The organism is Haloarcula sp. JP-L23, from assembly GCF_011602445.1.
Classification (GTDB): Archaea; Halobacteriota; Halobacteria; order Halobacteriales; family Haloarculaceae; genus Haloarcula; species Haloarcula pellucida.
On sequence record NZ_CP050014.1, the window covers coordinates 3,244,180 to 3,267,139 of the forward strand.

Consider the following 22,960-nt stretch of genomic DNA (forward strand, 5'->3'; position numbering starts at 1 on the left):
CCACCGACGCGCCGCGACGGTTACTGGTCGTAGTATACGTAAGTGAGGTTCCGATAGGGGATGTAGGCCACACGCTCGATGTCGCCCCCCTGAACCTCTTTTTTCAGATGTACGCCGTTGGACCCCTCGACGACTTCGAGGACCCCTTTTATCTCGGTCCCGTCGCTGAGCTCTGCTGTCATGTGTGCCATGCTGTCAGGCACTACGGTCCGGGGAGGGAAACCGACACGGGTGCCGGTCGCGGTTGCGACATGGTTTTCCGGGGTTCAGGAGCGCCACAACACGAGCGCTCACTCTAAGTCCGCCAACCGTTCGACCTCGTCGTCGTCTTTCCACTCGCCGAGTTCCTTCGGGTCGACGTGGACGAACACGTCGTCGACCTCCGGCAGTTCCTGCACGGACTTGATGACCGCCGTCTCGATGTCGTGGGCCTCGGTCAGCGTCAGGTCGCCCTCCACCTCGATGTGGAGACTCACGTCGATTTCCGGACCGACGTAGTGGGCGATGACGTCGTGGGCCCCCTGCACCTGCGGGTGGTCGAGCGCGCGTTCGAGAATCTCCCGGCGGAGGTCCTCGGGCGGTGCGGCCCCCACCAGATAGGCGACGTTGTCCCTGACGACTTCGACGCCGGTGTAGAGGATGCCGACGGCGACGACGATAGCGGCGAGGGGGTCCGCGAGCGGATAGCCGGCGGTGGCGCCTAGGACCCCGACGAGTGCGGCCCCCGCCGTGAGGATGTCGTTGCGGTTGTCCTTCGCCGTCGCGACCAGCGCCGGGGAGTTGCTGTCCCGGCCGGCGGCCAGACAGTAGCGGTAGAGGCCGTACTTCGCGGCCCCCGAGAGCGCGAGGACGCCGACGGCGACGGGCCCCTGTGTCACCGCGACGTTGCCGGTCAGCAGGGCGCGGCCGGCCTGCCAGAGGACGACGCCGCCGGCAGCGAAGATGCCGGCGGCGACGAACAGCGAGACGAACGGTTCGATGCGCTCGTGGCCGTGGGGGTGTTCGAAGTCCGGTGGCTGGGTGGTGAGATAGAGGCCCGCGACGATGACGAGCGAGTAAGCGGTGTCTGCGGCGCTGTTGACCGCCTCCGACTGGACGGCGAGGCTCCCGGTGGTCAGCCAGACCCCGCCTTTCAGCACCACCAGCGCGAGGTTCACGCCGAGGACGAGGAGGCCGACCCGCCTGAGAGTGGCACGGCGCGACATCTACTCGGAACTAACGGGGGGAGGCTAAAGCCGCTTTGGAGGCGCGTCGATACGCACAGCGGCGTCGGGGTCTGTGACGGTGGTGTCGTCCTGCGCGGCGAAGGCGTCGTGGAGGCGGTCGTAGGTGTCTTCGACGGCCTCGACGATGACCTTCGTGTCGCTGACGACGGGCATGAAGTTGGTGTCGCCCTCCCAGCGCGGGACGACGTGGGTGTGGAGGTGGTCGTCGATGGACCCGCCGGCGGCCGACCCGCCGAGGTTCAGGCCGGCGTTGTAGGCGTCGGGCCCCAGCCCCGCCTCCAGCGCGTCGAAACAGCGCTGTTTCAGATGGGCGTGGTCTAACAGCGTCTCGTCGTCTAACTCGCCGTACTCGCCGGTGTGGTCGTGGGGAACGACCATCACGTGACCCGGGTTGTACGGGTAGTTGTTCAGGAGGACGAACGCGTGGTCGCTCCGCGCGACGACGTTGTTCTCCCGGTCGGCGTCACCCTCCCGAAACGCACAGAACACGCAGTCGGCGTCGGGGTTCTGCTCGTCACGTTCGACCCAGTCGATGCGCCACGGCGCGAACACAGAGTCCATACAGCCACCGTTCGGCCCCCCGACCTAAACGACTTCGAACGGGGGCGAATCCAGTATTTAAATCTGTCGGCCGTTCACGAGGTAAATACCCCATTCAAGTACGGAGAATCGATTTTGAATCGTCTATAGCCGTCTATGGCAGCGGTTTACGAAAACCGGCTACGTCTTGCGATAAACGGTGTGAACGGAGTCCAACGAAAGGGGGTTTTTATGCGGTTCTTGGGGGAAGGGAGAGACGGGATGGCGACCACAAACGACGGCGTCGATATGTCAGAGTCGTGTTCGAACTGTGGGCGAGAGACACCGCACGAAGTCAGTCTCCAGATACAGACCGAGAGCACCAAACGCGAGAACGCGGAGTTCTCGCGCGAACCGTATCGGGTCAGCGAGTGTCTGGTCTGCGGTGAGACGACAAACACGCGCATGAACAACGCATAGGCCATCCCGGACGAGTTCCATCCGCATCCGCCCACGGTTCCCCCGCCGCACGGCCCCGGTTGTGTGGCCAGTACTTCGTTTTCGATGGCGGCGACACCGTCCGTACTGACGCCGCAGCAAAAGACGTCCGTACCGTTAGCGCGTGGTCACTTCGACGCCGTCGTCGGTCACGATGACGGTGTGTTCCTTCTGACTGACGAACGTTCCTTCCCGTTCTTTGAGGACCGGATAGCCGTGGACGATGTTCTGCTGTTTCAGGCGGCGCAGCGCCATCTTCGCCCGCGGGGAGTCCAGCCAGCGGGCGGCGAACGGGAGCGTCTTGAACTCCTCGGTGATCTGTTCTAAGACCTGTCGAGCGTTCCGGTCACGTACACTCCCCTCGCGTTCGAGCGCGAAAATCTCCTCGTCGGAGCCTTCCTGTACCTTCCCGCGGCCGTCCGTCGCGAACGGTTCGATAGCGACGACGTCGCCGGGTTCCAGCGTCGCCCCCTGCGATACCTCGCGGTTCGGGATGTTCGGCGCGGTGTGCTGTTCCCAGTGGCCGAGGCCGTGGCCCGTGAGGTTGACGACCGGGTTGAAACCGTACCCCTCGATGACCCTCTCTACGGCCGCACCGATTTCGCCGACGTCGACGCCGGGACCGGCGACCTCCAGTGCGGCGTCTAGCGCCTCGGCGGAGGCCGCCGCCAGTTCGTCGTGGCCCGAGAGGTCGACGGTGACGGCGGTGTCGGCCAGCCACCCGTCGACGTGGACGCCGATGTCCAGATTCACCATCTCTTCGCCGAAGGTGGTCTCGTCGTCGCGCTCTGGCGTCGCGTGGGCGGCCTCCTCGTCGATGGAGATGTTGACTGGGAACGCCGGTTCCCCGCCCAACTCCCGAATCTTCTCTTCGGCCCACTCTGCGACTTCGAGGTGGGAAGTACCGACCTCGACCCGCTCTGCGGCCTCGTCACGCACCTGCGCGAGGATTTCGCCGGCCTCGCGACACTTCTCGTACTGCTCGGACTCGAAGTCCACGTCGCTCATGCCCCGGCGTTGGGCGCTGTGCGTGAAAGCGTTTGTCGTTGGCCGGTAGCCAATCGACCGCCGGCGGATAGTCGGTCCCGCAACGACGGACCGCGGGCCGGACGTCAGTCCGGCCCGGCCCGAGACGCCTGCATCGCAGCCGTGTTGTACTCGCTGCCGACGTGGCCGGCGTGGTCTAGCACGACGATACCCGCTCGCCCACCAGTCGCCGCCTCGAACTCCGCGAGAGCCTCCTCGGCGGCCTGCCGCGGGCCGAACGTCTCCAACAGGTCGACCGCCCGCCGCGCGAGACCGAAACGGGCGATGGCCTCCCCCTCGCCCGTCACGCTCGCACCCCCACGGTCGCCCGCGTAGACCCCCGCTCCAATCTGGGGCACGTCGCCGACTCGACCGGCGAGCGCGAACCACCGGCCGGCCGTCGACGTGGCCGCAGCGAGTCGGTCGCCGTCGGTGGCGACGGCGCCGACAGTGTCCGTCCCCGCGAAGTGTTCACGCACCCACGCGAGGCGGTCGGCCACGTCGCCCGTCGGCGGTTCGGCGTCCTCGTAGCGACCGCGAGTCCGGTCGGTCAGCAGGTCCTCGCCGGTGTCGATACCGCTCGCCGCCGCCAGTTCGACTGCCGGGTCACCGGCGAGGCAGACGTGGGGCGTCTCCGTCGCGACGACGCGGGCCACGTCGGCAGCGTGGGCGACGCCGGCCATCGAACACGCGGCGCCAATCGTCCCGTCGTCGGTCATGAGGCCCGCCTCGGTGCGGACGACACCGTCGCTCTGGACCGCCCCACCCACGCCGGCGTTGAACCTCGGGTTACGCTCCAGCGGTCGGACAGCCGCGAGTACCGCTTCGAGGGGCCCTTCGGCGTCGGTGGCGGTGTCGGCGGCGTCGGCGAGCGTCGACTGGCGGTCGGCCGGTTCCTCGGGCGGCCCTCCCGCGCCACCGTGGACGACGACGTACATACGACACCTCTCGGGCGCCAGACGGAAAACATATCCCCGGCCCACTGCGGCGTACCGACGTGCCGATGTACGCGCGCGAGGACGCCGAGGCGTACCGCGTCGTCGACCGGTGGGAGGGCGGTGTCGGCTGGCAGGCCTTCCCCGAGGAGGGCGGCCAGCGAACGAGTCACGCGGTCCGCGGCCCCGACGGCGGCGTCTGGCTGGTCGACCCGCTGGACGCCCCCGGCGTCGACGACTGCTACGCCGACCTCGGCGAGGTGGCCGGCGTCGCCGTCCTCGCCGACTACCACGCCAGAGACGCGGCGGTGTTCGCCGAGCGACACGGCGTTCCGGTGACGGTGCCGACGGGGCTAGACCGGGTCGCCGACCGTCTCGACGTCCCGACCGAGCGGGCGACCCACTCGCTCGCCGGCTTCGAACTCCGACGGCTCAACCCGCTCCGCGCGTGGCGCGAGACTGTCGCCTACCGCGAGGCCGACGGGACGTTGTACGTCCCCGACTTCTTCGCGGGCGGGCCCTACACCGTCGGGCCTGAACGCCTCTCGATGCGGGTGTTCAGTCGCCTGTTCCCGCCGCGGGAGACGTTCGCGGATCTCGACCCCGAGCGAATCCTGCTGGGCCACGGCGCGGGGGTGTTCGAGGACGCCGACGACGCACTCGAAGACGCCATCGACGGGGCCCGGCGACGGTTCCTGCGAGCGCTCCTCACGAACGGTCCGATGGAACTGAAGGCGATGGTCGACGCACTGCGGTAGTGTCGGCTGAGTTTTCAATGCCGTTCGTTACCACGTCTACGGGAAAACGGCAGTCCTTTAGGCGCGACTATCGATGCGCGAGGTATGGGCTACGACTACGAGAAAGTGGAGGTGCCCGAAGAGGGCCAGCAGATTCAGGTCACAGACGACAACGAACTCGACGTCCCCGAGAACCCCATCATCCCCATCATCCACGGGGACGGTATCGGGACCGACGTCGGTCCGGCCGCCCAGAAGGTGCTGGAGGCCGCCGCGAACGCCACCGGGCGTGACATCTCGTGGATGCGCGTCTACGCCGGTGAGTCCGCTCGCGAGAAGTACGACGAGAACCTGCCCGACGACACCGTCGAGGCCATCAAGGAGTTCAACGTCGCCATCAAGGGGCCGCTGACGACCCCCGTCGGTGCCGGCTTCCGCTCGCTGAACGTCGCGCTCCGGAAGACGCTCGACCTGTACGCGAACGTTCGACCGACCTACCACCTCGACGGCGTCCCCTCGCCCGTCTCCGAACCCGAGAAGATGGACATGGTCACCTTCCGGGAGAACACCGAAGACGTCTACGCCGGCATCGAGTGGGAAGCCGGTACCGACGACGTCGAGGAGGTCAAGGAGTTCGTCGAGGAGGAGATGGGCTTCGACAGCACCATCCACGACGGCCCGGTCGGTATCGGCGTCAAGCCGATTACCGAGTTCGGCACCAAGCGTCTGGTCCGCGAGGCCATCGACTACGCCCTCGAAGAGGAGCGTGACTCCGTCACCCTCGTCCACAAGGGCAACATCATGAAGTTCACCGAGGGCGCCTTCCGTGACTGGGGCTACGAGGTCGCCGAAGAGGAGTACGGCGAGGACGTCATCACCGAGGACGAACTCTGGGAGGAGTACGACGGCGAGCAGCCCGAGGGAACCCTCGTGGTCAACGACCGCATCGCCGACAACATGCTCCAGCAGCTCCTCACTCGTACGGACGAGTACGACGTCATCGCGACGATGAACCTCAACGGAGACTACATGTCCGACGCCGCCGGCGCACAGATCGGCGGCCTCGGCATCGCGCCCGGCGCGAACTTCGGTGAGGCCCGCTGTCTCGCGGAACCGGTCCACGGCTCCGCCCCGAAGTACGCCGGCGAGGACAAGGTCAACCCGACCGCGATGATTCTCTCCGGCCGTCTCATGCTGGAGTACATGGGCTGGAAGGACGCCGGCCAGCTCGTCCGCGACGCCGTCGAGGAGACCATCTCCAACGGCGACGTCACCTACGACCTCGAACGGCAGATCGAAGGCGGCAACAAGCTCGCCACCTCCGAGTTCGCCGACAAGGTCGTCGAGAACGTCGAGCGACTCTCATAGAGAGTCGTCGTGCTCTGACGGCGAAGCCGTCAGAATATAGAGAAGCTCGCGTAAGCGACCCTCGCTAACACTCCACATTCTTTCGCACTCGCCGGCGAGCGGCCGCTATCGCCGCTGGGTGACGGTCGTGTTCTGCACCCAGTCGGGGCGCTCGACGGCCGTCTCGCCGATGTCGGTGACCCGGACCTCCCGGACGATGTGGACCCGGCCGCCGCTGAGGGCGGCGTCGTAGCTGAGTCTTCGAGCGACGACGGTCCCGTCGTAGCGGACCCGCATCCGGACAGCGACGTTCGTTACGTCGCGGGCGAACAGCGGCGTCACCAGTCGGTCAGTGTCCCTCGGGCGGGACCCGACGAGAATCACGTCGCCGTCGGCTTCGCGGCGCGCGACGCGCATCTCGACGGCCGCGAGTTCGCCCTCCAGTCGCTGCTGGTCGGTGAGGTCGGTGAGCAGGTCGCTGTTCTCGGCCGGCCAGCGGAGCAGCGTCACCTCGCCGCGCTGGTTCTCGTAGCGAGTGGCGACGATAGAGCGGTTGGCCCAGTAGTCCACCCGCGTCGTACGCCACCCGGCCCGGTACTCGCTGGCGTTCTGCTGGAACCGGCCGCGGTAGGTCGAGGTATTGGCGGCGACCCAGCGGACGTGGTCGGTCCGGCGTTCGAGGTCGCCGTCCTCGTAGTAGACCCGCTGTTTGCTCGTCAGCGTGTACCCGTCGGTCGACAGCGCCCCCGCGTGTGCGCTTGCCAGCGCGGACGGCACCACGCCGTCGTCGGTCACGCCGGGCGGATAGCGAAGGCCGTCGGTCGGCACCGGCGCCGGGGTCACCGTCTCCGAACTCCCCGAAGGAGTAAAACCGCTACAGCCGGCCAGCACGAGCGCACAGCCCAGCACGAGCACGCGGAGCCGCATCGTTCAGTACAGGTGCCCGAGACACAAACGTCTGTCGCGAAACCGGGGCGAACGCGGCGCTCGCCGGGTCATGAGGGGGTCACAGTCTCGGTCCGGTCCGCGGCCGGCGTGGCCGTCGGCGTCGTCGCCCACGACGGTTCCGTAGGTGGCGCGCCGCCGACGTCGCTGACGAAGAAGTCGAAGCGGAACCACACCGGCTGACCCGTCTCGCGCAGTCTGGCCCGACAGCCGATGGCGAGAGAGGTGACGACGCCGTCGCGGATGCGGACGTTTATGGCGCTGTCGTGCCCGTCTGTCAGGCCGGCCGGGAGCGGGACCGACCGGGCCTCGTCGCTGGTGCCGTAGAGTCGCCGCCCCTCCGGCGTCCCCTCGGCGGAGACGTCGAACCCACGTATCAACCGGGCGACGTAGAACGACAGGGACGGGTCGCTCGGACCGACGACGTCGCCGCGGCCGACGCTCGTGGTGCCGTTCTCCAGCGTCCGGCGGATGGCCGACCCCGACTCGCTCTGCCACGCGGCGTGGTCGCGGACCCTCTCGGGGTACGGCCCGGCGACGCGACGGTTCCAGCGGTACCGTTCCTCGGGTCCGACGACGAACCGGTCGCGCAGGCGGCCGGTCGAGCCGTTGTCGTACTGGACGGTGAAGGCCACCGTGATGGTGTAGGAGCGGCCGTCGAGGGCGGCCCGGTGGCGGTCGGCGATGCGGCCCGTGTCGACGCCCGTATCCCCGCCGACCGGCGTCGTGGTGGTCGTCGGCACGGGTGCCGGGGTCACCGTCTCGGGGCCGTCCGCAGCCTCTGTCCCGAGGCTCTGACACCCCGCGGTCACGAACAGGAGTGCGACTGCGAGCGCGAGCGTGCGTGACCTGGCCACACGCGGCGGTTGCCCGCGTGCGGAGAAGTGTCTTGCGTCGACTCGCGTCAGTCCAGCCAGTCGGGGTCGGTTCGGGGCGGGCTGAACACGTCGATACCGCTGACTGGGTCGTCTCGGCGGTTCTCCGCGCCGTGTGGCTCGTCGCCGGGGATGACGTAGGAGTCGCCCGGGCCGACGACGAACTCCTCGCCGTCGACCTCGAAGGTGAGCGTCCCCGTGATCACGTAGCCCACCTGTTCGTGGGGATGGTTGTGTTCGGGTACCACGGCGCTGGGTTCGATGTGGAAGTGCTGGACGCTCATCGCCTCGCCGGCGGCCATCTGCGTGAGGTGGACGCCGTCGACGACTTCGACAGTCTCGCTCGCGGCCTGTGGAACTTCCTGCATGGGCGAGGTATCGGGGGACGACGGCGTAAATCCACGGATGCGCACAATCCGAACGTTCAACCCCGAACCGGCCCAACGCACCGGTATGTACGCGGTGGTCGGGTGTAGCGAGTGTAGCGCCCTCTGGGTCGTGGAGGGACGACCGGAGACCACGCAGTGTCCCCGCTGTGGGAAGCGCCGCAAGCACGCGAAGCGGCGGAAGTTCGTCGAGACGGACGACGAGGCCCACGCTCGCGAGGTGCGGGCCTCGATGCTCGCGAACCGGCAGGGCGAGGGCGACGCCTTCGCCGAACTGGACTCCTACGCCGAGATGGACCGCCAGGTCGAGGCGTCGGGCATCGACGACGAGACGTACCTCGAAGCGTCGGGCCTCGACAGCGACGAGGTGGCGGCCGCGGGCGAGCGTGCCGAACAGGGGGCGACCAGCGGGTCGAGTCGCAAGGAGACGGTGCTGTCGGCACTGCGCGAACTCGACGGTCCGACCGAGGACGACGTAGTGGCCTACGCCGAGGAACGGGGCGTTCCCGCCGACTACACGGAGAAGACGCTCCGCAAACTCGTCCGGTCGGGGCAGGCGTCGAAGTCCCGTGGCGTCTACCGGTTGCTATGAACTCCTCGCTGGACCTCGAACCCGGCCCCGTCGCCGTCGGGTCGCTCGTCGGCCTCTCGGGCTTGCTGTATCTGCTCGTGCCGGTCGTCGGCCCGGTGTCGCTGGGCGGCCTCTCGGTGAGCGTCGTCGCGCTGTCGGCCGTCGTCCTGACGCTGGGCTTCTCGCTCGGGTTCGTCGTCTTCGCCCGGCGGGGCCACCGACTGTTCGCTGCCGCACACGGTATCTTCGCCGTCGCGTGGGCACTGCTGGCGCTCGGCCCGTTCCTCGGGAGCGGACCTGTGTTGATCGCCGGCGTCGTCGTCCTCGTCGCCGGCGTCGGCTTTCTGGTCACGCAGGGACGCTGAAAACCGTGGGTGGGCCGTCAGACCCACCCGAGCGTCTTCGCCAGTCCCGCCAGCGCCGCGAGCGTCGTCGCGAGCAACTTCAGCAGGTGGAGGAGCCGATGTGTGAGCGATACTGTCGACTCGTCGTCGGTCGGTGGTGGGGACATAGTAGTGGCGCGCCCGCGGGTGCTGCCCGGCGGACGCTTTCGGACGTTGTGAGCGTCGGGGGATAAACCGGAGCCACACCTCCGGAGTGAAAGTGAAAGTGGTCGTCCGTCCGGTGGGTCCGGTTACCGCCCGAGTTCTGCGTGGGCCGAGGAGAGGTGTCGCGAGGACAGCGCCGCCAGCAGCGAGAGTTCGCCCGCCAGCGCACCCGCAGCGATGACCTCCGCCAGCGCGTCGGCGTTGCTCCCGGCGGGGTCGCCGCCGCCACCGTACCCCAGTACGTCGAGTGCTTCCGATTGGGTCGGCAGGCCCGTCCCGCCGCCGACGGTGCCGACCTCCAGTGAGGCGATGGTGACGGAGGCGTAGAGGCCGTCCTCGCGGGCGTCGACGGTCGTGATGGCGTTGCTCCCCTCGACGACCTGCGCGGCGTCCTGTCCCATCGCGAGGAACGCGGCGGCGACGACGTTGGCCGCGTGGGCGTTAAAGCCCAGCGAACCGGCTTTGGCCGAGCCGACGAGGTTCTTCCGGGTGTTTGCCTCGACGATGGCCGCCGACGTGGTGTCGAGGCGCTCCTCGACCTGTTCGTGGGGAATCAGCACGTCCGCCGAGACGGTCCGACCCCGGCCCTCGATGGCGTTGATGGCGGCGGGTTTCTTGTCCGAACAGAGGTTCCCCGAGAGCGCCACGAGGTCCGCGGGCGTCTCGCGCTCGACTACCTCGCAGGCCGCCTCGGTGGCGATGGTCGCCATGTTCATCCCCATCGCGTCCTTCGTGTCGTAGGAAAAGCGCAGGAAGACGCTGTCGCCGACGACGTAGGGCGTCACGTCCTGTAGTTCGCCGTGGCTGGTCGTCGACTCGGCGGCCTCGGCGAGTCGGTCGACGTTCTCTCGGACCCACGCGGACACCTCGCCGGCCTCGGCGACGTCTTCGACCCGGAACACCGGCGCGCGGGTCATCCCGGACTTGAGGACGCGAGCGGTAGCGCCGCCGGCGTTCCGGATGGTCGAGACGCCGCGGTTCACGGAGGCCAGCAGGGCGCCCTCGGTGGTCGCCAGCGGGAGGTAGTGCTCGCCCTCGGCCGCGCCGCCGTCGATGGGCAGGGGGCCGACGACGCCCATCGGAATCTGGGCCGCGCCGATCATGTTCTCGATGTTCGGTTCGGCGTCGGCGGCGTCGAAGGCGTACTCGCCGACGACGTCGAGGTCCACGCCGGTCTCGGCGGCCAGCAGCTGCCGGCGGGCGGCGGCGGCCGTCTCGGCGTCGGTGTGGGCTTCGAGTTCGTAGAGGCGCAACTCGCCCTCGCGGACTCGGTCGGCGAGGGTTTCGGCGTCGATGTCGGTCATACAGGCGCGTGGATGGGGAGGGTCCTAACAGTTGCTCTTGACGCGTCGGTGGTGGGGAGCGGCGTGATTCTCCGTGAACCGCGTCTCGAATCCGCTCGACGACTCACCGCCGACGGTCGGAGGCGAACAGTTTTGCCGCCGCACGACTGGCTGTTAGCATGGTCGACCGCGTGTTCACGAACTGCGAGGTCCGGCCCCGGCCGGGCGACGGGGAGACGGCCCGGGCCGTCGCCGTCACGGGGGACCGAATCACCGCCGTCGGCGACCCCGAGGCGGTCGCGCCGGCGAGCGCCGAACGCGTGGACTGCGGGGGCGGGGTCCTCCTACCGGGCTTCGTCGACGCGCACACGCACCTCGACGTGGTAGGACGGCGGGAGGCGGAGGCGGACCTCGGCGGGGCCGACGGCCCGGCCGACTGCGTCGACCGCCTGCTGGCGGCCGACGACGGCGACGGCTGGATGCTCGGCTTCGGCTACGACGAGGGCGAGTGGGGCGGTCGTCGCCTCCGGGCGAGCGACCTCGACGAGGCCAGTGCGGACCGCCCGGTCGCGGCGTTCCGTGAGGACCTCCACACCGTCTCGGTCAACCACGCCGCGCTGGACCGACTGGACCTGCCCGCGTCGAGCGTCGAGAGCGAGGACGGAGCGCCGACGGGCGTCCTCGTCGAGGACGCCGCCGAGGCGGTGTTCGACGCCGTCGCGCCGGACCGAGAGCGCACCCGCGAGTACCTGCTGGCCGCCCAAGACGTGGCGCTCGCCGAGGGCGTCACGGCGGTCCACGACATGGTCCGGCGCTCGCACGCGCCGCGGGTGTACCGTGACCTCGACCTCGCCGGGGACCTCGCGCTGCGGGTCCGGTTGAACTACTGGCGGGACCACCTCGACGCCGTCCGGGAGGTCGGACTGGCGACGAACCACGGGAGCGAACGGGTCGAGGTGGGCGCCATCAAGACGTTCGTCGACGGGGCCATAGGGTCGAGTACCGCCCGCCTCCGCGAGCCCTACAGCGACGCGGCGGACGAGGACGCCGTCGGAGCGTGGCGACTCCCGCCGGACGAACTCCGGGAACTGGTCGCCGAGGTGAGCGAGGCCGGCCTCCAGTTGTCGGCCCACGCCATCGGGGACGCGGCCATCGAAACCGTGCTAGAGGCGGTGGCGGCCGTCGGCGAGGGCGAATCGGCGAACGCACGCCACCGCGTCGAACACGCGGAGGTGCTGACCGGCGACCTCGTCGAACGCCTCGGCGCTTCGGCCCTCGTCGTCTCCGCCCAGCCGAACTTCCACCGGTGGGCCGGCCCCGGTGGGTTGTACGCGGACCGCCTCGGTGAGCGTCGCGTCGAGACGAACCGCTTCCGGGACCTGCTGGACGCCGGCGCGACGCTGGCGTTCGGGAGCGACTGCATGCCGCTCGGTCCGCTGTACGGTGTCGAACACGCCGTCACCGCTCCGACCCCCGGCCAGCGACTGACCGTCGGCGAAGCGATACGGGCCTACACCCACGGCGGTGCCGTCGCCGGCTTCGACGAGCATCGACTCGGCACCGTCGAGACAGGGAAACTGGCCGACTTCGCGGTCCTCGCCGCGTCGCCGTGGACCGTCGCCGCCGACGCCGTCGCCGACGTCGACGTGACGATGACAGTCTCCGGCGGCGAGGTCGTGTTCGACGCTCGTCGCTGAGGTCAGTCCAGTCGTTGGAGCGTGTACTCCCCGGCCGGACACCGGAACCGGGCCAGCAACCGTCGGTTCGCGTTCGCCGAGTTCGTCCGTTTGTCGACGCCGTAGGCGCTGTACGTGCAGGCGTCGGGCGTGAACTCGACGGTTGCGTACCCCCAGTCGTGGCTGTCGAAGAACCGGACGTGTGGATTGTACTCCTGTACGTATCGCTCGACGAGGCGCCGAACCTCGGGGTCGTTCGGCAGGCCGAGCAACTCACGGAGGTTCTGGCTCGTTATCGCGGGCGTCATGAACTCGACCCCGTAGCGGCGGTCCCGCCCCTCGATGTAGCCCGCCAGCGCGGTGTGCATGTCGCCGGTGAGCGCCACCAGCGAACTGTCGCTCTCCGCTGCGGCCCGGAGAATCCGGTCGCGTTCGGCGGCGAAGGCGTCCCACGCGTCGGCGTTGAGCAGATCGACGCCGCCCAAATCGAGGTCGAACTCCATCGCCAGCACCTCGTTGGCCCACGCCGACCACGTCGCGTCGCTGGCGGCGAGTCGGTCGGTGAACCACTGCCGCTGGCGCTCGCCCAGCATCGTCTCGGTTATCTCGCCGTCGCTCTCGCCGATGCGGGCGCCGAACTGCGCGCCGTCGGCGGGTGCGGTCCGGTACAGTCGCTCGTCGGTGACGAACAGGTCCACGAGGTCACCGAAGCGGTAGCGTCGCCAGAGGGCTATCTGGTCCAGCAGCGAGCCGGCGTCGGGGTCGTAGGCAACCCGCGTCGGCGTGTACTCCCACCACGCCCGGATACCGTCGGCGAACAGTTGCGTCATGAACTCGGGGTCGTCGTTGCGCGGGTGGTCACCGCGGCCGGCGTAGGGGCGACCCGCCTCGTAGTCCCAGTAGCGGTTGTTCACTATCTCGTGGTCGTCCCACGTCTGGATGATGGAGTGGGCGGCCAGCGCTTCCTGCAAGAACCGGTCCGTGCGGTAGGTACGGTGGAGATAGCGGAAGTCGTCGAGGTCCATCACCACGTTCTCGCCGCTGGGCAGGGAGAGCGAGCGGTCGTCGAACTGCCCGCCGCCGCGTTCGTAGATGAAGTCGCCGAGGTGGACGACGAAGTCGACATCCTCGTTCGCGACGTGGTGGTACGCGCCGTAGTAGCCGTTGCGGTAGTCCTGACACGTCGCGAGGGCGAACGCGACCCGGTTCGGACTGGCGTCGGGCGCGGGGAGGGTCCGACAGCGCCCGACCGGACTCGTCGCGCCGTCGTAGGCAAACCGGTAGTAGTAGCGCCGACCGGGCGCCAACTCGCCGTCGAGTGCGGCCTTGACGGTGTAGTCGTGGTCCGCGACCCGGTCGGCCGGGACGCGCCACGACCCGACGGTGTTCGAGAGGGCGGCGTCGCGGGCGACGGTCAATCGGAGGGGTACCCCCTCGCGGTGCGCGTCGGGCGAGACGCGCGTCCAGAGGACGGCGCCGGTCGGCGTGGGGTCGCCGCTGGCGACGCCCTGCGGAAACACCGCTGACGACGGGGGCCCGGCGGCGGTCATCATCGCCCGGGGGAACGACGAGACGTCGTGTGCGCGTGCGGCGGCCGACCCGGGGAGTGTCGCCGCCAGTACCGCCGCGAGGACGGTCCTGCGGCCGTAGTCGACGTCGTCCGTCTGTAGCATAGCCCGCCGGACGGCCGAGATGCACTAAGTAAACGGAGGATTAGCGACCCGACACCCGCGATAGGGCTGGCTTAGCGGGACGGCCACCCTCGCTATTTGCTCCGCGGTAACATACATCACAATTCGACAATCGCCGGTATCGAGTCCCGATTCCCAACACGAACAGGTATTGAAGGAAAAATCTTTTCAACATCACAGTCCGAACGGTTTGGTACCGATAGGTGCGTCAACCGTGCCCGAAATGGAAACGGCTGAGTTCGAAACCGACCTCAGTCTCTTCAAGTACGACAACCTCGAACAGCTCCCCCCGGCGTACCGGGACCTCGAGGAGGACGAACGGACCGAGCGCATCGAAGCCGCGCTCGAAGAACTCGGCGACGACGTGGTCATCCTCGGCCACAACTATCAGCGACGCGAAATCGTCGAGCACGCCGACTTCATCGGCGACTCCTACCAACTCTCCGTCGAGGCGGCCGAGAGCGACGCCGACTACGTCATCTTCGGCGGCGTGACGTTCATGGCAGAGTCCGCCGACATCATCACGGACGAGGACCAGAGCGTCATCCTGCCGTCGATGGAGGCCTCCTGCCCGATGGCGGGGATGGCCGAGGCCCTGCAGGTCGACGCGGCGTGGGCGGAACTGACCGCCGCGACGGACGAGGACATCATCCCCATCACGTACATGAACAGCTACGCCGACCTGAAGGCGTTCTGCGCCGAACAGGGCGGGCTGGTCTGTACGTCCTCGAACGCCCACAAGGCCTTCGAGTATGCCTTCGAGCGGGGCGATAAGGTGCTGTTCCTGCCCGACAAGCACCTCGGCGAGAACACGGCCCACAGACTCGACATGGCCGACGAGACGGTCGAGTGGGACCCGTGGGACCCCGAGGGCACCGACGCCGAAGAGGCCGTCGAGAACGACGTCATCCTCTGGGAGGGGTACTGTCAGGTCCACGAGCGGTTCAGCGAGGACCACGTCGAGGCGATTCGGGCCGACGACGCCGACGCGAACGTCATCGTCCACCCCGAGTGCCGCCGAGAGGTCGTCGAGGCCGCCGACGTGGTCGGCTCGACAGCTACCATCTGTGAGACCATCGAGAACGCCGACCCCGGCGAGACGTGGGCCATCGGCACCGAGATTCACCTCACCAACCACCTCCAGCGGTGGCACCCCGAGGTGAACGTGGTTCCGCTCTGTGGCGACGCCTGCATGGACTGCAACGCCATGCGCCAGATAGACCCGAACTACCTGACGTGGGTACTCGAAGAACTCGTCGCAGGCCGCGAGCGCAACGTCATCGAAGTCGCGCCCGAGGAGAAGGAACTGGCGCAGGTCGCACTCGACCGGATGCTGGAGATCTGATCATGAGCGAACACGACACTTCGGACGTGCTGGTCGTCGGGTCCGGCATCGCCGGGCTCGCGGCGGCGCTGGGGGCCGTTCGCGAGCTCGAACAGCGTGAGAGCTCGGAACGAGCGAGCGGTGGAACCGCGAGCAGCGAGGGCAGCGACGTCACCCTCGCGACGAAGGCCACCCGTCCCGAGGGAGCCTCCTCGTGGTGGGCACAGGGCGGCATCGCCGTCTCGCGTGACGACCCGGAGCAGTTCAAACAGGACATCATCGCCGCCAGCGACGACACCGCCGACCCCGACGCCGTCGACGTGTTGGTCGAGAACGCCAACGAAGCCGTCGAGGACGTGCTGTTCGATACGCTCGACGTCGAATTTGACCAGAACGGGGACGGCCCCGACTACACCCGCGAGGCCGCCCACAGCGAGGACCGCATCCTCCACGTCGACGCGGCGACGGGCAAACACATCCACGTCCCGTTCCTGAACTATCTCGACGACCACGACGGCGTCGAGATTCTGGACGACACCGCCGCGCTGGAGTTGATTCGCCACGAGGGGCGGGTCCACGGCGCGATGCTCGAATCCGACGGCGAGGTGACCCCACACTACGCGGGGAGCGTCGTCCTCGCTACGGGCGGCATCGGCGAACTGTACCCGCGGACGACCAACCCCGATAACGCCACCGGCGACGGCATCGCGATGGCCGCACTCGCCGGCGCCGACGTCGAGGACATGGAGTACGTCCAGTTCCACCCGACTGCGTGTGTTAGCGAGCCACCCCGTGGCTCGGACGGAGGCGGTGGAACCGCCGGAGCGGACGGCGACGTCGCCTTCCTCGTCAGCGAGGCGGTCCGCGGTGAGGGCGGCCTCCTGCGGAACGGCGAGGGCGAGCGGTTCATGCCCGACTACCACGCGGACGCAGAACTCGCGCCGCGGGACGTGGTCGCCCGCGCCGTGAAGGCCGAACGCGAAGCGACTGGCGAGGTGACGCTCGACGTCGGTCCCGTCGACTTCGCCGAGGAGTTCCCCGGCCTCGCAGAGCGGTGCGAAGACCACGGCGTCGACTGGGAGACGGGGATTCCGGTCGCCCCGGCTGAACACTTCCTCTGTGGCGGCGTCGCCGTCGACGAGTACGGCCGGACGACGCTCGACCGTCTCTACGCCGTCGGGGAGTGTTCCCGGACCGGCGTCCACGGCGCGAACCGCCTCGCGTCGACCTCTCTGCTCGAAGGGCTGGTATGGGGCCTGCGCGCCGGCGAGGACGCCGCCGGCCGGCCGGTCGCGCCGATCGAGGCACCGGACCTGCTGGAACGGGACCCGGACCTCCCGCCGAAGTTCGCCCGCGATAAGTTCCACCGCCTGCGTCGCGTGATGGACGAGCAGTTGGGCGTCGAGCGCGACCCCGAAGAACTGAACCGCGCGATGGCGGTTCTGCGCCGTCTCAAGGGCGAGGTCGACGCCTACGTCCGCACGCGAACGTCCCGGTCGCTGTACGAACTCCGCCACGCCAGCGTCACCGCGCTGCTGGTGGCCCGCCACGCCGCCGAGAACACGGAGAGCGTCGGCACCCACAACCTCGTCGAACCCGACCAGCCGGAACCCCCGGCCGACGACTGATGATTACGGACGCCGACGTGGACCGGTGGCTCCGCGAGGACGTGGGTCACCACGACGTGACGAACGACGTTCCGGGCGACACCGAGGGCCGTCTGGTCGCGAAGGAAGCCGGCGTCGTTGCCGGGGTGGACGCCGCGCGAGCGGTGTTCGAGTACGTAGGCGTGACCGCCACCGAGGCCGTCGACGACGGCACGTCGATAGCGACCGGCGACGTGGTCCTCAGCGTCGAGGGACCCGCCCGCGAGGTGTTGCGGGGCGAACGCGTCGCCGTCAACGTCGTCGGGCACGCCTCGGGTATCGCCACGAAGACGCGGGAAGCCGTGGACGAGGCGCGTGCCGTCGACGACGACGTGCGAATCGCGGGAACTCGCAAGACCACGCCCGGCCTGCGCGGCGTCGAGAAACGGGCCGTCGCCGCGGGCGGCGGGGACACCCACCGCCTCGACCTCTCGCACATGGTGATGGTCAAGGACAACCACGTCGCGGAGATGGGACTCGACGGTGCCATCTCCCACTTCCGCGAACAGGCCTCCTTCGCCACGCAACTCGACGTGGAAGTCGAGAGGCCCGAAGACGCGCCGAAGGCCGTCGAAGCGGGCGCGGACATCGTCCTGCTCGACAACATGAGCGTCGCCGAGACGGAACGAGCGGTCGACCTCGTGGCCGCGGCCGAGGGCGACGCGCTCACGGAGGCCAGCGGCGGCATCACCGTCGCGGACGTGGCCGACTACGCCGCTACCGGCGTCGACGTCATCTCGATGGGGGCGCTGACCCACTCCGCGCCCACGCTCGACCTCTCGTTCCGGACCGGGTGAGCGGGACGCTTTTGTCGGTCACCGGCCGACTGTGAGGAGATGCCTGCCGAGGTGCGAACCTGCGACGACCACGGGTTCTTCGAGGGCGAGCAGTGTCCGGACTGTGGCGACAACGGCCGCCTCGTCCTCCGGGGCGACCGACGACGACGGCTCTCGAAGTTCGTCTCGGGAGCGCTCAGGCACTTCCCCGAGGACGCCGGCCTCGAACTCGACGCGACGGGATGGACGCCGTTCGCGGCGCTGGTCGCCGCCGTCGAACGGACGTACGACTGGGCCGACCGCGAGATGCTCGCAGGGGTCGTCGCGACGGACCCGAAAGGCCGGTTCGAGCGGACCGGCGGCGACGGTGGCGAGAACGACCGGATTCGCGCGGCCTACGGCCACTCCGTCGGTGTCTCGCTAGACGCCGGTGACGACCCGGTGCCCGAGACGCTGTATCACGGCACCGCCCCGCGGAACGTCGACGCCATCGAGCGCGACGGACTGAAGCCGATGGGCCGCCAGCACGTCCACCTCTCGGGGAGCGTCGCGGACGCCCGCGAAGTCGGTCGCCGCCACGCCGACGACCCCGTGGTGTTCGCCGTCGACGCCGCCGCGATGCAGGCCGACGGGCGCGACGTCACTCGGCGGGGAACGGCTACCTACACGACCGACGCCGCCCCACCGCAGTACCTCACTCGCCGTGACGGAGACTGATCATATATGGCTGCGTGGGTCCCGGCAGACCGTCCCCGAATCACTAGCTTTATGCTGGGATTCTCAGTCAGATACGACAGACACGAAGCCGGGCACGCCGGACGGCAGTCCGACCGTAGCGATGGTATCTGGAGAGGCAGGGGACCGAACGCGGACCGACGCACACCTCCGTGAGCGGCCGCTCCGCGACTATCTCGGCGGCGAAGAGGAACTGTTCTACGTCCTGCTGAACCAGCGAGTCGGCGTCGAACGGGCTCGCGAGGAGACGGTCCAAATACGACCAGCAGCGGACTGTGGTGCCGTCGCCGGCCTCACCGACCGACGGGTCCTCCTCCTCGTGGGCGACCCCGACGGGCACGACGGGGACTTCGTCGCGTCGCTCCCGTACGCCGACGTCACCGACGCGACGGCAGTCACCGAGATGCTCACCGCCAGTCTTCGGTTCGAGACGGCGGCAGGCGCGACGTGGTCGTTCACCGCCCGCGAGGCAGACGTCGACGACGTGGCACAGTTCCTCACCGACGCCTGTGACGGGTGGGGCGAGGTGACAACCGCGCTGGACGAACTCGACGGTCACTGTGACGCCCTCGCGGCAGCGCTCGATGCGGCGAACTGGGCGGCGTTCGACGACCGCCGGGCCGCCGCAGAGTCCGCGCTCGAAACCGCCCGCGACGGCGCCGACGACGCGCCCATCGACGGCGTCGTCGACCGCGTCGAACGACTCTCGACCGACCTCTACCGCCTCGTCCGGGACCGTCACGTCGGACGCGGCGAGGAACTCCTCTCGGAGGCCGAGCGCTTGCTCGACGACGGCGCGTTCGAGGCCAGTCACGACCGCATCGAGACCGCCCGCGAGCGGTTTCAGGACGCGACCGACGTGGCGACCGCCCACGACGTCGACGACGAACCCGCACAGGCGGGCCTCGCGGCGGCCGACGACCTCGAATCGTCCGTCACCGCACGCCCCATCGAAGCCGCTCGCGAGGCCGACGACGCCGTGGACGACGAGGGCGACCCCGCCGACCGCGTCGCGGCGCTCGAAGACGCACTGGACGCCTACCGCGTGGTGGCGCGGGTCGTGACCGCCGACGAGCGCCCCTTCGACGGCGACCCCGAGACGGTCCGCGAGGAGACCGAAGCGGTCATCGCCGACCTCGTGAGAGCGCGAGTCGAGTGCGCCCGCGAGCGACGCGCGGCGGGCGAGTGGGAATGGGAGGCCGGCAACGACGAAGCGGCCTACGACCTGCTCTCTGCGGCCCGGGACGACCTCGACCGAGCGCACGAACTGGCCGCGGAGTTCCCGCCGGGCGACGCCGACGCTATCCGGAGAGAGCGCGAGGAGCTGGTCGAAGACATCGACCCGCTGGTGATTCGCTACGAACTCGCACAGGCCAACGAGAAGTTGGAGCACTGATCGGTCCGTGGCGCTCAGACGAAACGAATATTCCGTCGATACGACAACTGCAAACAGCGTATGCTCTACCGTGGTTGGTCCCCCAGCGAGCGACAGCGGGCCGTCGTCTCCCTCGGTCTCGGCCTCCTGCTGGTCCTGAACCCGCTGCTCGTCTACACGCTCGGCCTCGGCGAACCGACCTACGAGTACCGAGCGGTCGAGGTGACGCCGGCGGGCGACAGCGTCGAGCTCGAGACGCGGCCCCATCCGGCGTATCGGACGCAACCGGTCTGGGGCGTCGACTGCTTCCGGCTCCGTGGGTCGTACTCCTGCTACCTGTCGGAATCCCTCGCGAAACGGGGGCGCGCGACAGTCAACGTCACCCGGTACGAGACGACGCCTCGCGCGCGATACGTCCGTCTCGGCGATGGGTTCTACCGCAGGAGTACCACGGAGCACGGGGAGGCGGTGACGCTGTCTCTAGAGCGCGTCTCCGCCGCGGCGGTTCTCGATAACGTGAGTAGTTCGGTCGAATACGTCAGCCCGCCGGTCGCCGCCGCCATCGAGGACGGCACCGCCCGCTCACACGTCGAGGAAGACGGAGCGAAGTTCGTCGAAGCGGACGGGCGTTACTACTACGTCGCCGCGCGACAGGTCGACGGCGGCGTCGAAGGCAGGTGGTGGGCCTCGTCGCTCGGAGTCCTCGTCGGCCTCGCCGCACTCAGACGCGGCAGACGGATACGAACGAGCGAGTGTGCGTGACTCCTCACTCGACCAGCGGCGTGCCGGTCATCTCCTCGGGGCGGTCGATGCCCATCAGCGTCAGCATCGTCGGCGCGAGGTCGGCGAGGGTGCCGCCGTCGCGGGCCGTCTTCCCGGCCGCCGTCCCGTCGGCCGAGAGGTAGATGAACGGCACCGGGTTGGTCGTGTGGGCGGTGTGTGGGTCGTCTTCGGTGCCCATGTCGTCGGCGTTGCCGTGGTCGGCACAGACCAGCAGGTGTCCGCCGGCCGACTGGACCGTCTCGGCGAGGCGGCCCAGTTGCTCGTCGACGGCCTCGACGGCCTCGATTGCGGCCTCGTAGTCGCCCGTGTGGCCGACCATGTCGGGGTTCGCGTAGTTGAGCACCATCGCGCCGGGGTCCTCCGTCTCGATGACGTCGATAGCGGTGTCGGTGACCTCCGGGGCGCTCATCTCCGGCTTGAGGTCGTAGGTGGGCACGTCGGGGCTCTCGACGATGTGGCGAATCTCGCCCTCGAACGCCACCTCGCGGCCGCCGTTGAGGAAGTACGTAACGTGGGGGTACTTCTCGGACTCCGCGAGACGCAACTGAGTCTCGCCGGCCTCGGCGAGGACCTCGCCCAGCACGTTCTCGGGTTGGTTCGGCGGGAAGGCGACGGGCACGTCGAACGTGGCGTCGTACTGGGTCATCGTCACCAGCCGCGTCTCGGGCGGTTCGGTGTCGGCGCCCCAGTCCTCCGGCCGGATGTCGGCGAGCATCCGGGTGAGTTGTCGGGCGCGATCCGAGCGGAAGTTGAAGAAGACGACCGAATCGCCGTCCGCCAGTGCGGGACCGCCCGCCACGAGCGTCGGTTCGACGAACTCGTCGGTCTCGCCGCGCTCGTAGGACTCGGTGGCGGCGTCGACGGCCGTCTCGGCGGTGAAATCGGCCTCGCGATGGACGATGGCGTCGTAGGCTCGGCGGGTCCGCTCCCAGTTCTGGTCGCGGTCCATCGCGTAGTAGCGGCCCGAGACGGTGGCGACGTGGCCGGTGCCGTGTTCCTCGGCGTGGGCCTGCAGTTCGGCGAGGTACCCCTCGCCGCCCTTCGGCGAGGTGTCGCGGCCGTCGGTGAACGCGTGGGTCACGGCGTCGACGTCTCGCTCGCCGGCGAGTTCGATGAGCGCGTGGAGGTGGTCCTGATAGGAGTGGACGCCGCCGTCGGAGACGAGGCCCATGAAGTGGACGCGCCCGCCGTGTTCCTCGGCGTACTCGAACGCAGAGAGGATGCGGTCGTTCTCGAAGAAGGCGGGGTCCTGCGCGTCGTCGTCCGGCGGACTTTCGCCCCGCGAACGGGCGATACTGTCGCTGACGCGAGCGGAGTCCTGCTTGACGACGCGGCCGGCGCCGATGTTGAGGTGGCCAACCTCCGAGTTCCCCATCTGGCCCTCGGGGAGGCCGACGCGGCGACCGTGCGTCTCCAGCGTCGAGTGTGAGCCTGCGTCCCAGTACCGGTCGAAGTTCGGCGTATCGGCCGCGGCCACGGCGTCCCGTACGTCGTCGTCCGGGTTGAGGCCCCAGCCGTCGAGGATGACGAGCCCGACTTGCATACTCGGAGGGTGGCGTGACCGGCCTAATAGCCCTTCGGTCGCTCGCAAGCCCCCGGATTTCTTCACCGACGGTAGCTCTTTCACCCCAGTGAACAAATTCACACTCGATGACACGAACTGCCGAACTGGCGTCGTTCAACAAGGCGCTCGGCGACCTGCTGACGGACGCACCGGAGTTAGAACAGTTCACGGGGTTCCTCGACGCCGCGGAGGGCGACGACGCGCTGGACCACAAGACGAAGGAACTCGTGTCGCTGGCTATCAGCGTCGTCGTCCACTGTGAGAACTGCATCCTCTGGCACACCGACGCGGCGCTGAAAGCCGGCGCGACCCACGAGGAAGTCGTCGACGCGTTGAAAGTCGCCGTCGTGATGGGCGGCGGGCCGGCACTGACCTACGCCGCCGAGGCCCACGAGACACTGGAAGCGCTGGAAGACGAGCGCGGCGAGTGACACCCCGACGAGGCCGCCGTCCGGGGGTGCCGGGAACCCCGACGTTAAGAGGCTGGCCCGTCA

Annotated in this window: 25 protein-coding genes; 13 read left to right on the plus strand and 12 right to left on the minus strand. The window is 68.8% G+C overall.

What is annotated here, in order from left to right:
* Positions 1-20: 20 nt before the first annotated feature.
* The 3 genes from G9465_RS16985 to G9465_RS16995 form a co-directional block, all read right to left on the minus strand.
* Positions 21-182 carry a hypothetical protein gene (locus G9465_RS16985; protein ID WP_166966297.1) on the minus strand — a complete coding sequence of 54 codons (162 nt, stop codon included), beginning with the start codon at positions 180-182 and terminating at the stop codon, positions 21-23.
* A gap of 108 nt (positions 183-290) precedes the next feature.
* Complete coding sequence (locus G9465_RS16990; RefSeq protein WP_166972144.1) at positions 291-1,205, minus strand: cation diffusion facilitator family transporter; 915 nt, start codon at positions 1,203-1,205, stop codon at positions 291-293.
* A 24-nt stretch (positions 1,206-1,229) separates the two neighbouring features.
* Positions 1,230-1,787, minus strand: coding sequence for an HIT domain-containing protein (locus G9465_RS16995; protein ID WP_166972146.1), 558 nt, complete (start codon positions 1,785-1,787; stop codon positions 1,230-1,232).
* 240 nt (positions 1,788-2,027) lie between these two features.
* Here G9465_RS16995 and G9465_RS17000 point away from each other — a divergent pair, with 240 nt between their 5' ends.
* Positions 2,028-2,225, plus strand: coding sequence for a hypothetical protein (locus G9465_RS17000; RefSeq protein ID WP_166972148.1), 198 nt, complete (start codon positions 2,028-2,030; stop codon positions 2,223-2,225).
* 135 nt (positions 2,226-2,360) lie between these two features.
* On the opposite strand, the gene map is transcribed toward G9465_RS17000, so the two are convergent.
* Both map and G9465_RS17010 read right to left on the minus strand, forming a co-directional pair.
* A complete protein-coding gene (gene map / locus G9465_RS17005; RefSeq protein WP_166972150.1) occupies positions 2,361-3,251 on the minus strand; it encodes a type II methionyl aminopeptidase in 891 nt (296 codons plus the stop codon).
* A 104-nt stretch (positions 3,252-3,355) separates the two neighbouring features.
* Complete coding sequence (locus tag G9465_RS17010) at positions 3,356-4,207, minus strand: isoaspartyl peptidase/L-asparaginase (RefSeq protein WP_166972153.1); 852 nt, start codon at positions 4,205-4,207, stop codon at positions 3,356-3,358.
* Positions 4,208-4,272: 65 nt separating this feature from the next.
* Here G9465_RS17010 and G9465_RS17015 point away from each other — a divergent pair, with 65 nt between their 5' ends.
* Together G9465_RS17015 and icd are read left to right on the plus strand one after the other, a co-directional pair.
* Positions 4,273-4,962, plus strand: coding sequence for a hypothetical protein (locus G9465_RS17015; protein ID WP_166973090.1), 690 nt, complete (start codon positions 4,273-4,275; stop codon positions 4,960-4,962).
* Between the two features lie 84 nt (positions 4,963-5,046).
* Positions 5,047-6,309, plus strand: a complete 1,263-nt coding sequence (icd, locus tag G9465_RS17020; protein WP_166972155.1) for an isocitrate dehydrogenase (NADP(+)) — start codon at positions 5,047-5,049, stop codon at positions 6,307-6,309.
* Between the two features lie 105 nt (positions 6,310-6,414).
* On the opposite strand, the gene G9465_RS17025 is transcribed toward icd, so the two are convergent.
* The 3 genes from G9465_RS17025 to G9465_RS17035 all read right to left on the minus strand — a co-directional run bounded on the left by G9465_RS17025 (position 6,415) and on the right by G9465_RS17035 (position 8,476).
* Positions 6,415-7,215 carry a hypothetical protein gene (locus tag G9465_RS17025; protein WP_166972157.1) on the minus strand — a complete coding sequence of 267 codons (801 nt, stop codon included), beginning with the start codon at positions 7,213-7,215 and terminating at the stop codon, positions 6,415-6,417.
* Between the two features lie 68 nt (positions 7,216-7,283).
* A complete protein-coding gene (locus tag G9465_RS17030) occupies positions 7,284-8,090 on the minus strand; it encodes a hypothetical protein (protein WP_166972159.1) in 807 nt (268 codons plus the stop codon).
* Positions 8,091-8,137: 47 nt separating this feature from the next.
* A complete protein-coding gene (locus G9465_RS17035; RefSeq protein ID WP_166972161.1) occupies positions 8,138-8,476 on the minus strand; it encodes a cupin domain-containing protein in 339 nt (112 codons plus the stop codon).
* Positions 8,477-8,561: 85 nt separating this feature from the next.
* Here G9465_RS17035 and G9465_RS17040 point away from each other — a divergent pair, with 85 nt between their 5' ends.
* A complete protein-coding gene (locus G9465_RS17040; RefSeq protein ID WP_166972163.1) occupies positions 8,562-9,086 on the plus strand; it encodes a DUF5817 domain-containing protein in 525 nt (174 codons plus the stop codon).
* A complete protein-coding gene (locus G9465_RS17045; RefSeq protein ID WP_166972165.1) occupies positions 9,083-9,430 on the plus strand; it encodes a hypothetical protein in 348 nt (115 codons plus the stop codon). The genes G9465_RS17040 and G9465_RS17045 overlap by 4 nt, the downstream gene beginning before the upstream one ends.
* Before the next feature lie 17 nt (positions 9,431-9,447).
* On the opposite strand, the gene G9465_RS26120 is transcribed toward G9465_RS17045, so the two are convergent.
* On the minus strand, positions 9,448-9,576 hold the full coding sequence (locus G9465_RS26120; RefSeq protein ID WP_255491950.1) for a hypothetical protein: 129 nt from the start codon (positions 9,574-9,576) through the stop codon (positions 9,448-9,450).
* 123 nt (positions 9,577-9,699) lie between these two features.
* Entirely contained in the window at positions 9,700-10,917 is a 1,218-nt protein-coding gene (gene hmgA / locus G9465_RS17050) for a hydroxymethylglutaryl-CoA reductase (NADPH) (RefSeq protein ID WP_166972168.1), read from the minus strand.
* Between the two features lie 158 nt (positions 10,918-11,075).
* On the opposite strand from hmgA, the gene G9465_RS17055 reads away from it, so the two are divergent.
* The gene (locus G9465_RS17055; RefSeq protein WP_166972170.1) at positions 11,076-12,593 is read left to right on the plus strand and encodes an amidohydrolase; all 1,518 of its coding nucleotides are present in this window, start codon (positions 11,076-11,078) and stop codon (positions 12,591-12,593) included.
* A gap of 2 nt (positions 12,594-12,595) precedes the next feature.
* On the opposite strand, the gene G9465_RS17060 is transcribed toward G9465_RS17055, so the two are convergent.
* Positions 12,596-14,245, minus strand: a complete 1,650-nt coding sequence (locus G9465_RS17060) for an alkaline phosphatase (RefSeq protein ID WP_166972172.1) — start codon at positions 14,243-14,245, stop codon at positions 12,596-12,598.
* Positions 14,246-14,486: 241 nt separating this feature from the next.
* Here G9465_RS17060 and nadA point away from each other — a divergent pair, with 241 nt between their 5' ends.
* The 6 genes from nadA (at position 14,487) to G9465_RS17090 (ending at position 20,881) form a co-directional block, all read left to right on the plus strand.
* Positions 14,487-15,608 (plus strand): quinolinate synthase NadA, encoded by a 1,122-nt coding sequence (gene nadA, locus G9465_RS17065; RefSeq protein ID WP_193571712.1) that lies wholly within the window; start codon positions 14,487-14,489, stop codon positions 15,606-15,608.
* Positions 15,609-15,610: 2 nt separating this feature from the next.
* The gene (locus G9465_RS17070; RefSeq protein WP_166972176.1) at positions 15,611-17,215 is read left to right on the plus strand and encodes an L-aspartate oxidase; all 1,605 of its coding nucleotides are present in this window, start codon (positions 15,611-15,613) and stop codon (positions 17,213-17,215) included.
* Positions 17,215-18,030 carry a carboxylating nicotinate-nucleotide diphosphorylase gene (gene nadC, locus G9465_RS17075; protein ID WP_166972178.1) on the plus strand — a complete coding sequence of 272 codons (816 nt, stop codon included), beginning with the start codon at positions 17,215-17,217 and terminating at the stop codon, positions 18,028-18,030. Before G9465_RS17070 ends, nadC begins: the two co-directional genes overlap by 1 nt.
* A 39-nt stretch (positions 18,031-18,069) precedes the next feature.
* Positions 18,070-18,726: an RNA 2'-phosphotransferase gene (locus tag G9465_RS17080; protein WP_166972180.1), complete on the plus strand. Its 657-nt coding sequence runs from the start codon at positions 18,070-18,072 to the stop codon at positions 18,724-18,726.
* Positions 18,727-18,847: 121 nt separating this feature from the next.
* Entirely contained in the window at positions 18,848-20,140 is a 1,293-nt protein-coding gene (locus G9465_RS17085; protein WP_166972182.1) for a hypothetical protein, read from the plus strand.
* Positions 20,141-20,200: 60 nt separating this feature from the next.
* Entirely contained in the window at positions 20,201-20,881 is a 681-nt protein-coding gene (locus G9465_RS17090; RefSeq protein WP_166972184.1) for a hypothetical protein, read from the plus strand.
* A 4-nt stretch (positions 20,882-20,885) separates the two neighbouring features.
* On the opposite strand, the gene gpmI is transcribed toward G9465_RS17090, so the two are convergent.
* Positions 20,886-22,445: a 2,3-bisphosphoglycerate-independent phosphoglycerate mutase gene (gene gpmI / locus G9465_RS17095; protein WP_166972186.1), complete on the minus strand. Its 1,560-nt coding sequence runs from the start codon at positions 22,443-22,445 to the stop codon at positions 20,886-20,888.
* A gap of 107 nt (positions 22,446-22,552) precedes the next feature.
* On the opposite strand from gpmI, the gene G9465_RS17100 reads away from it, so the two are divergent.
* Positions 22,553-22,897, plus strand: a complete 345-nt coding sequence (locus G9465_RS17100; RefSeq protein WP_166972188.1) for a carboxymuconolactone decarboxylase family protein — start codon at positions 22,553-22,555, stop codon at positions 22,895-22,897.
* Positions 22,898-22,960: the final 63 nt, after the last annotated feature.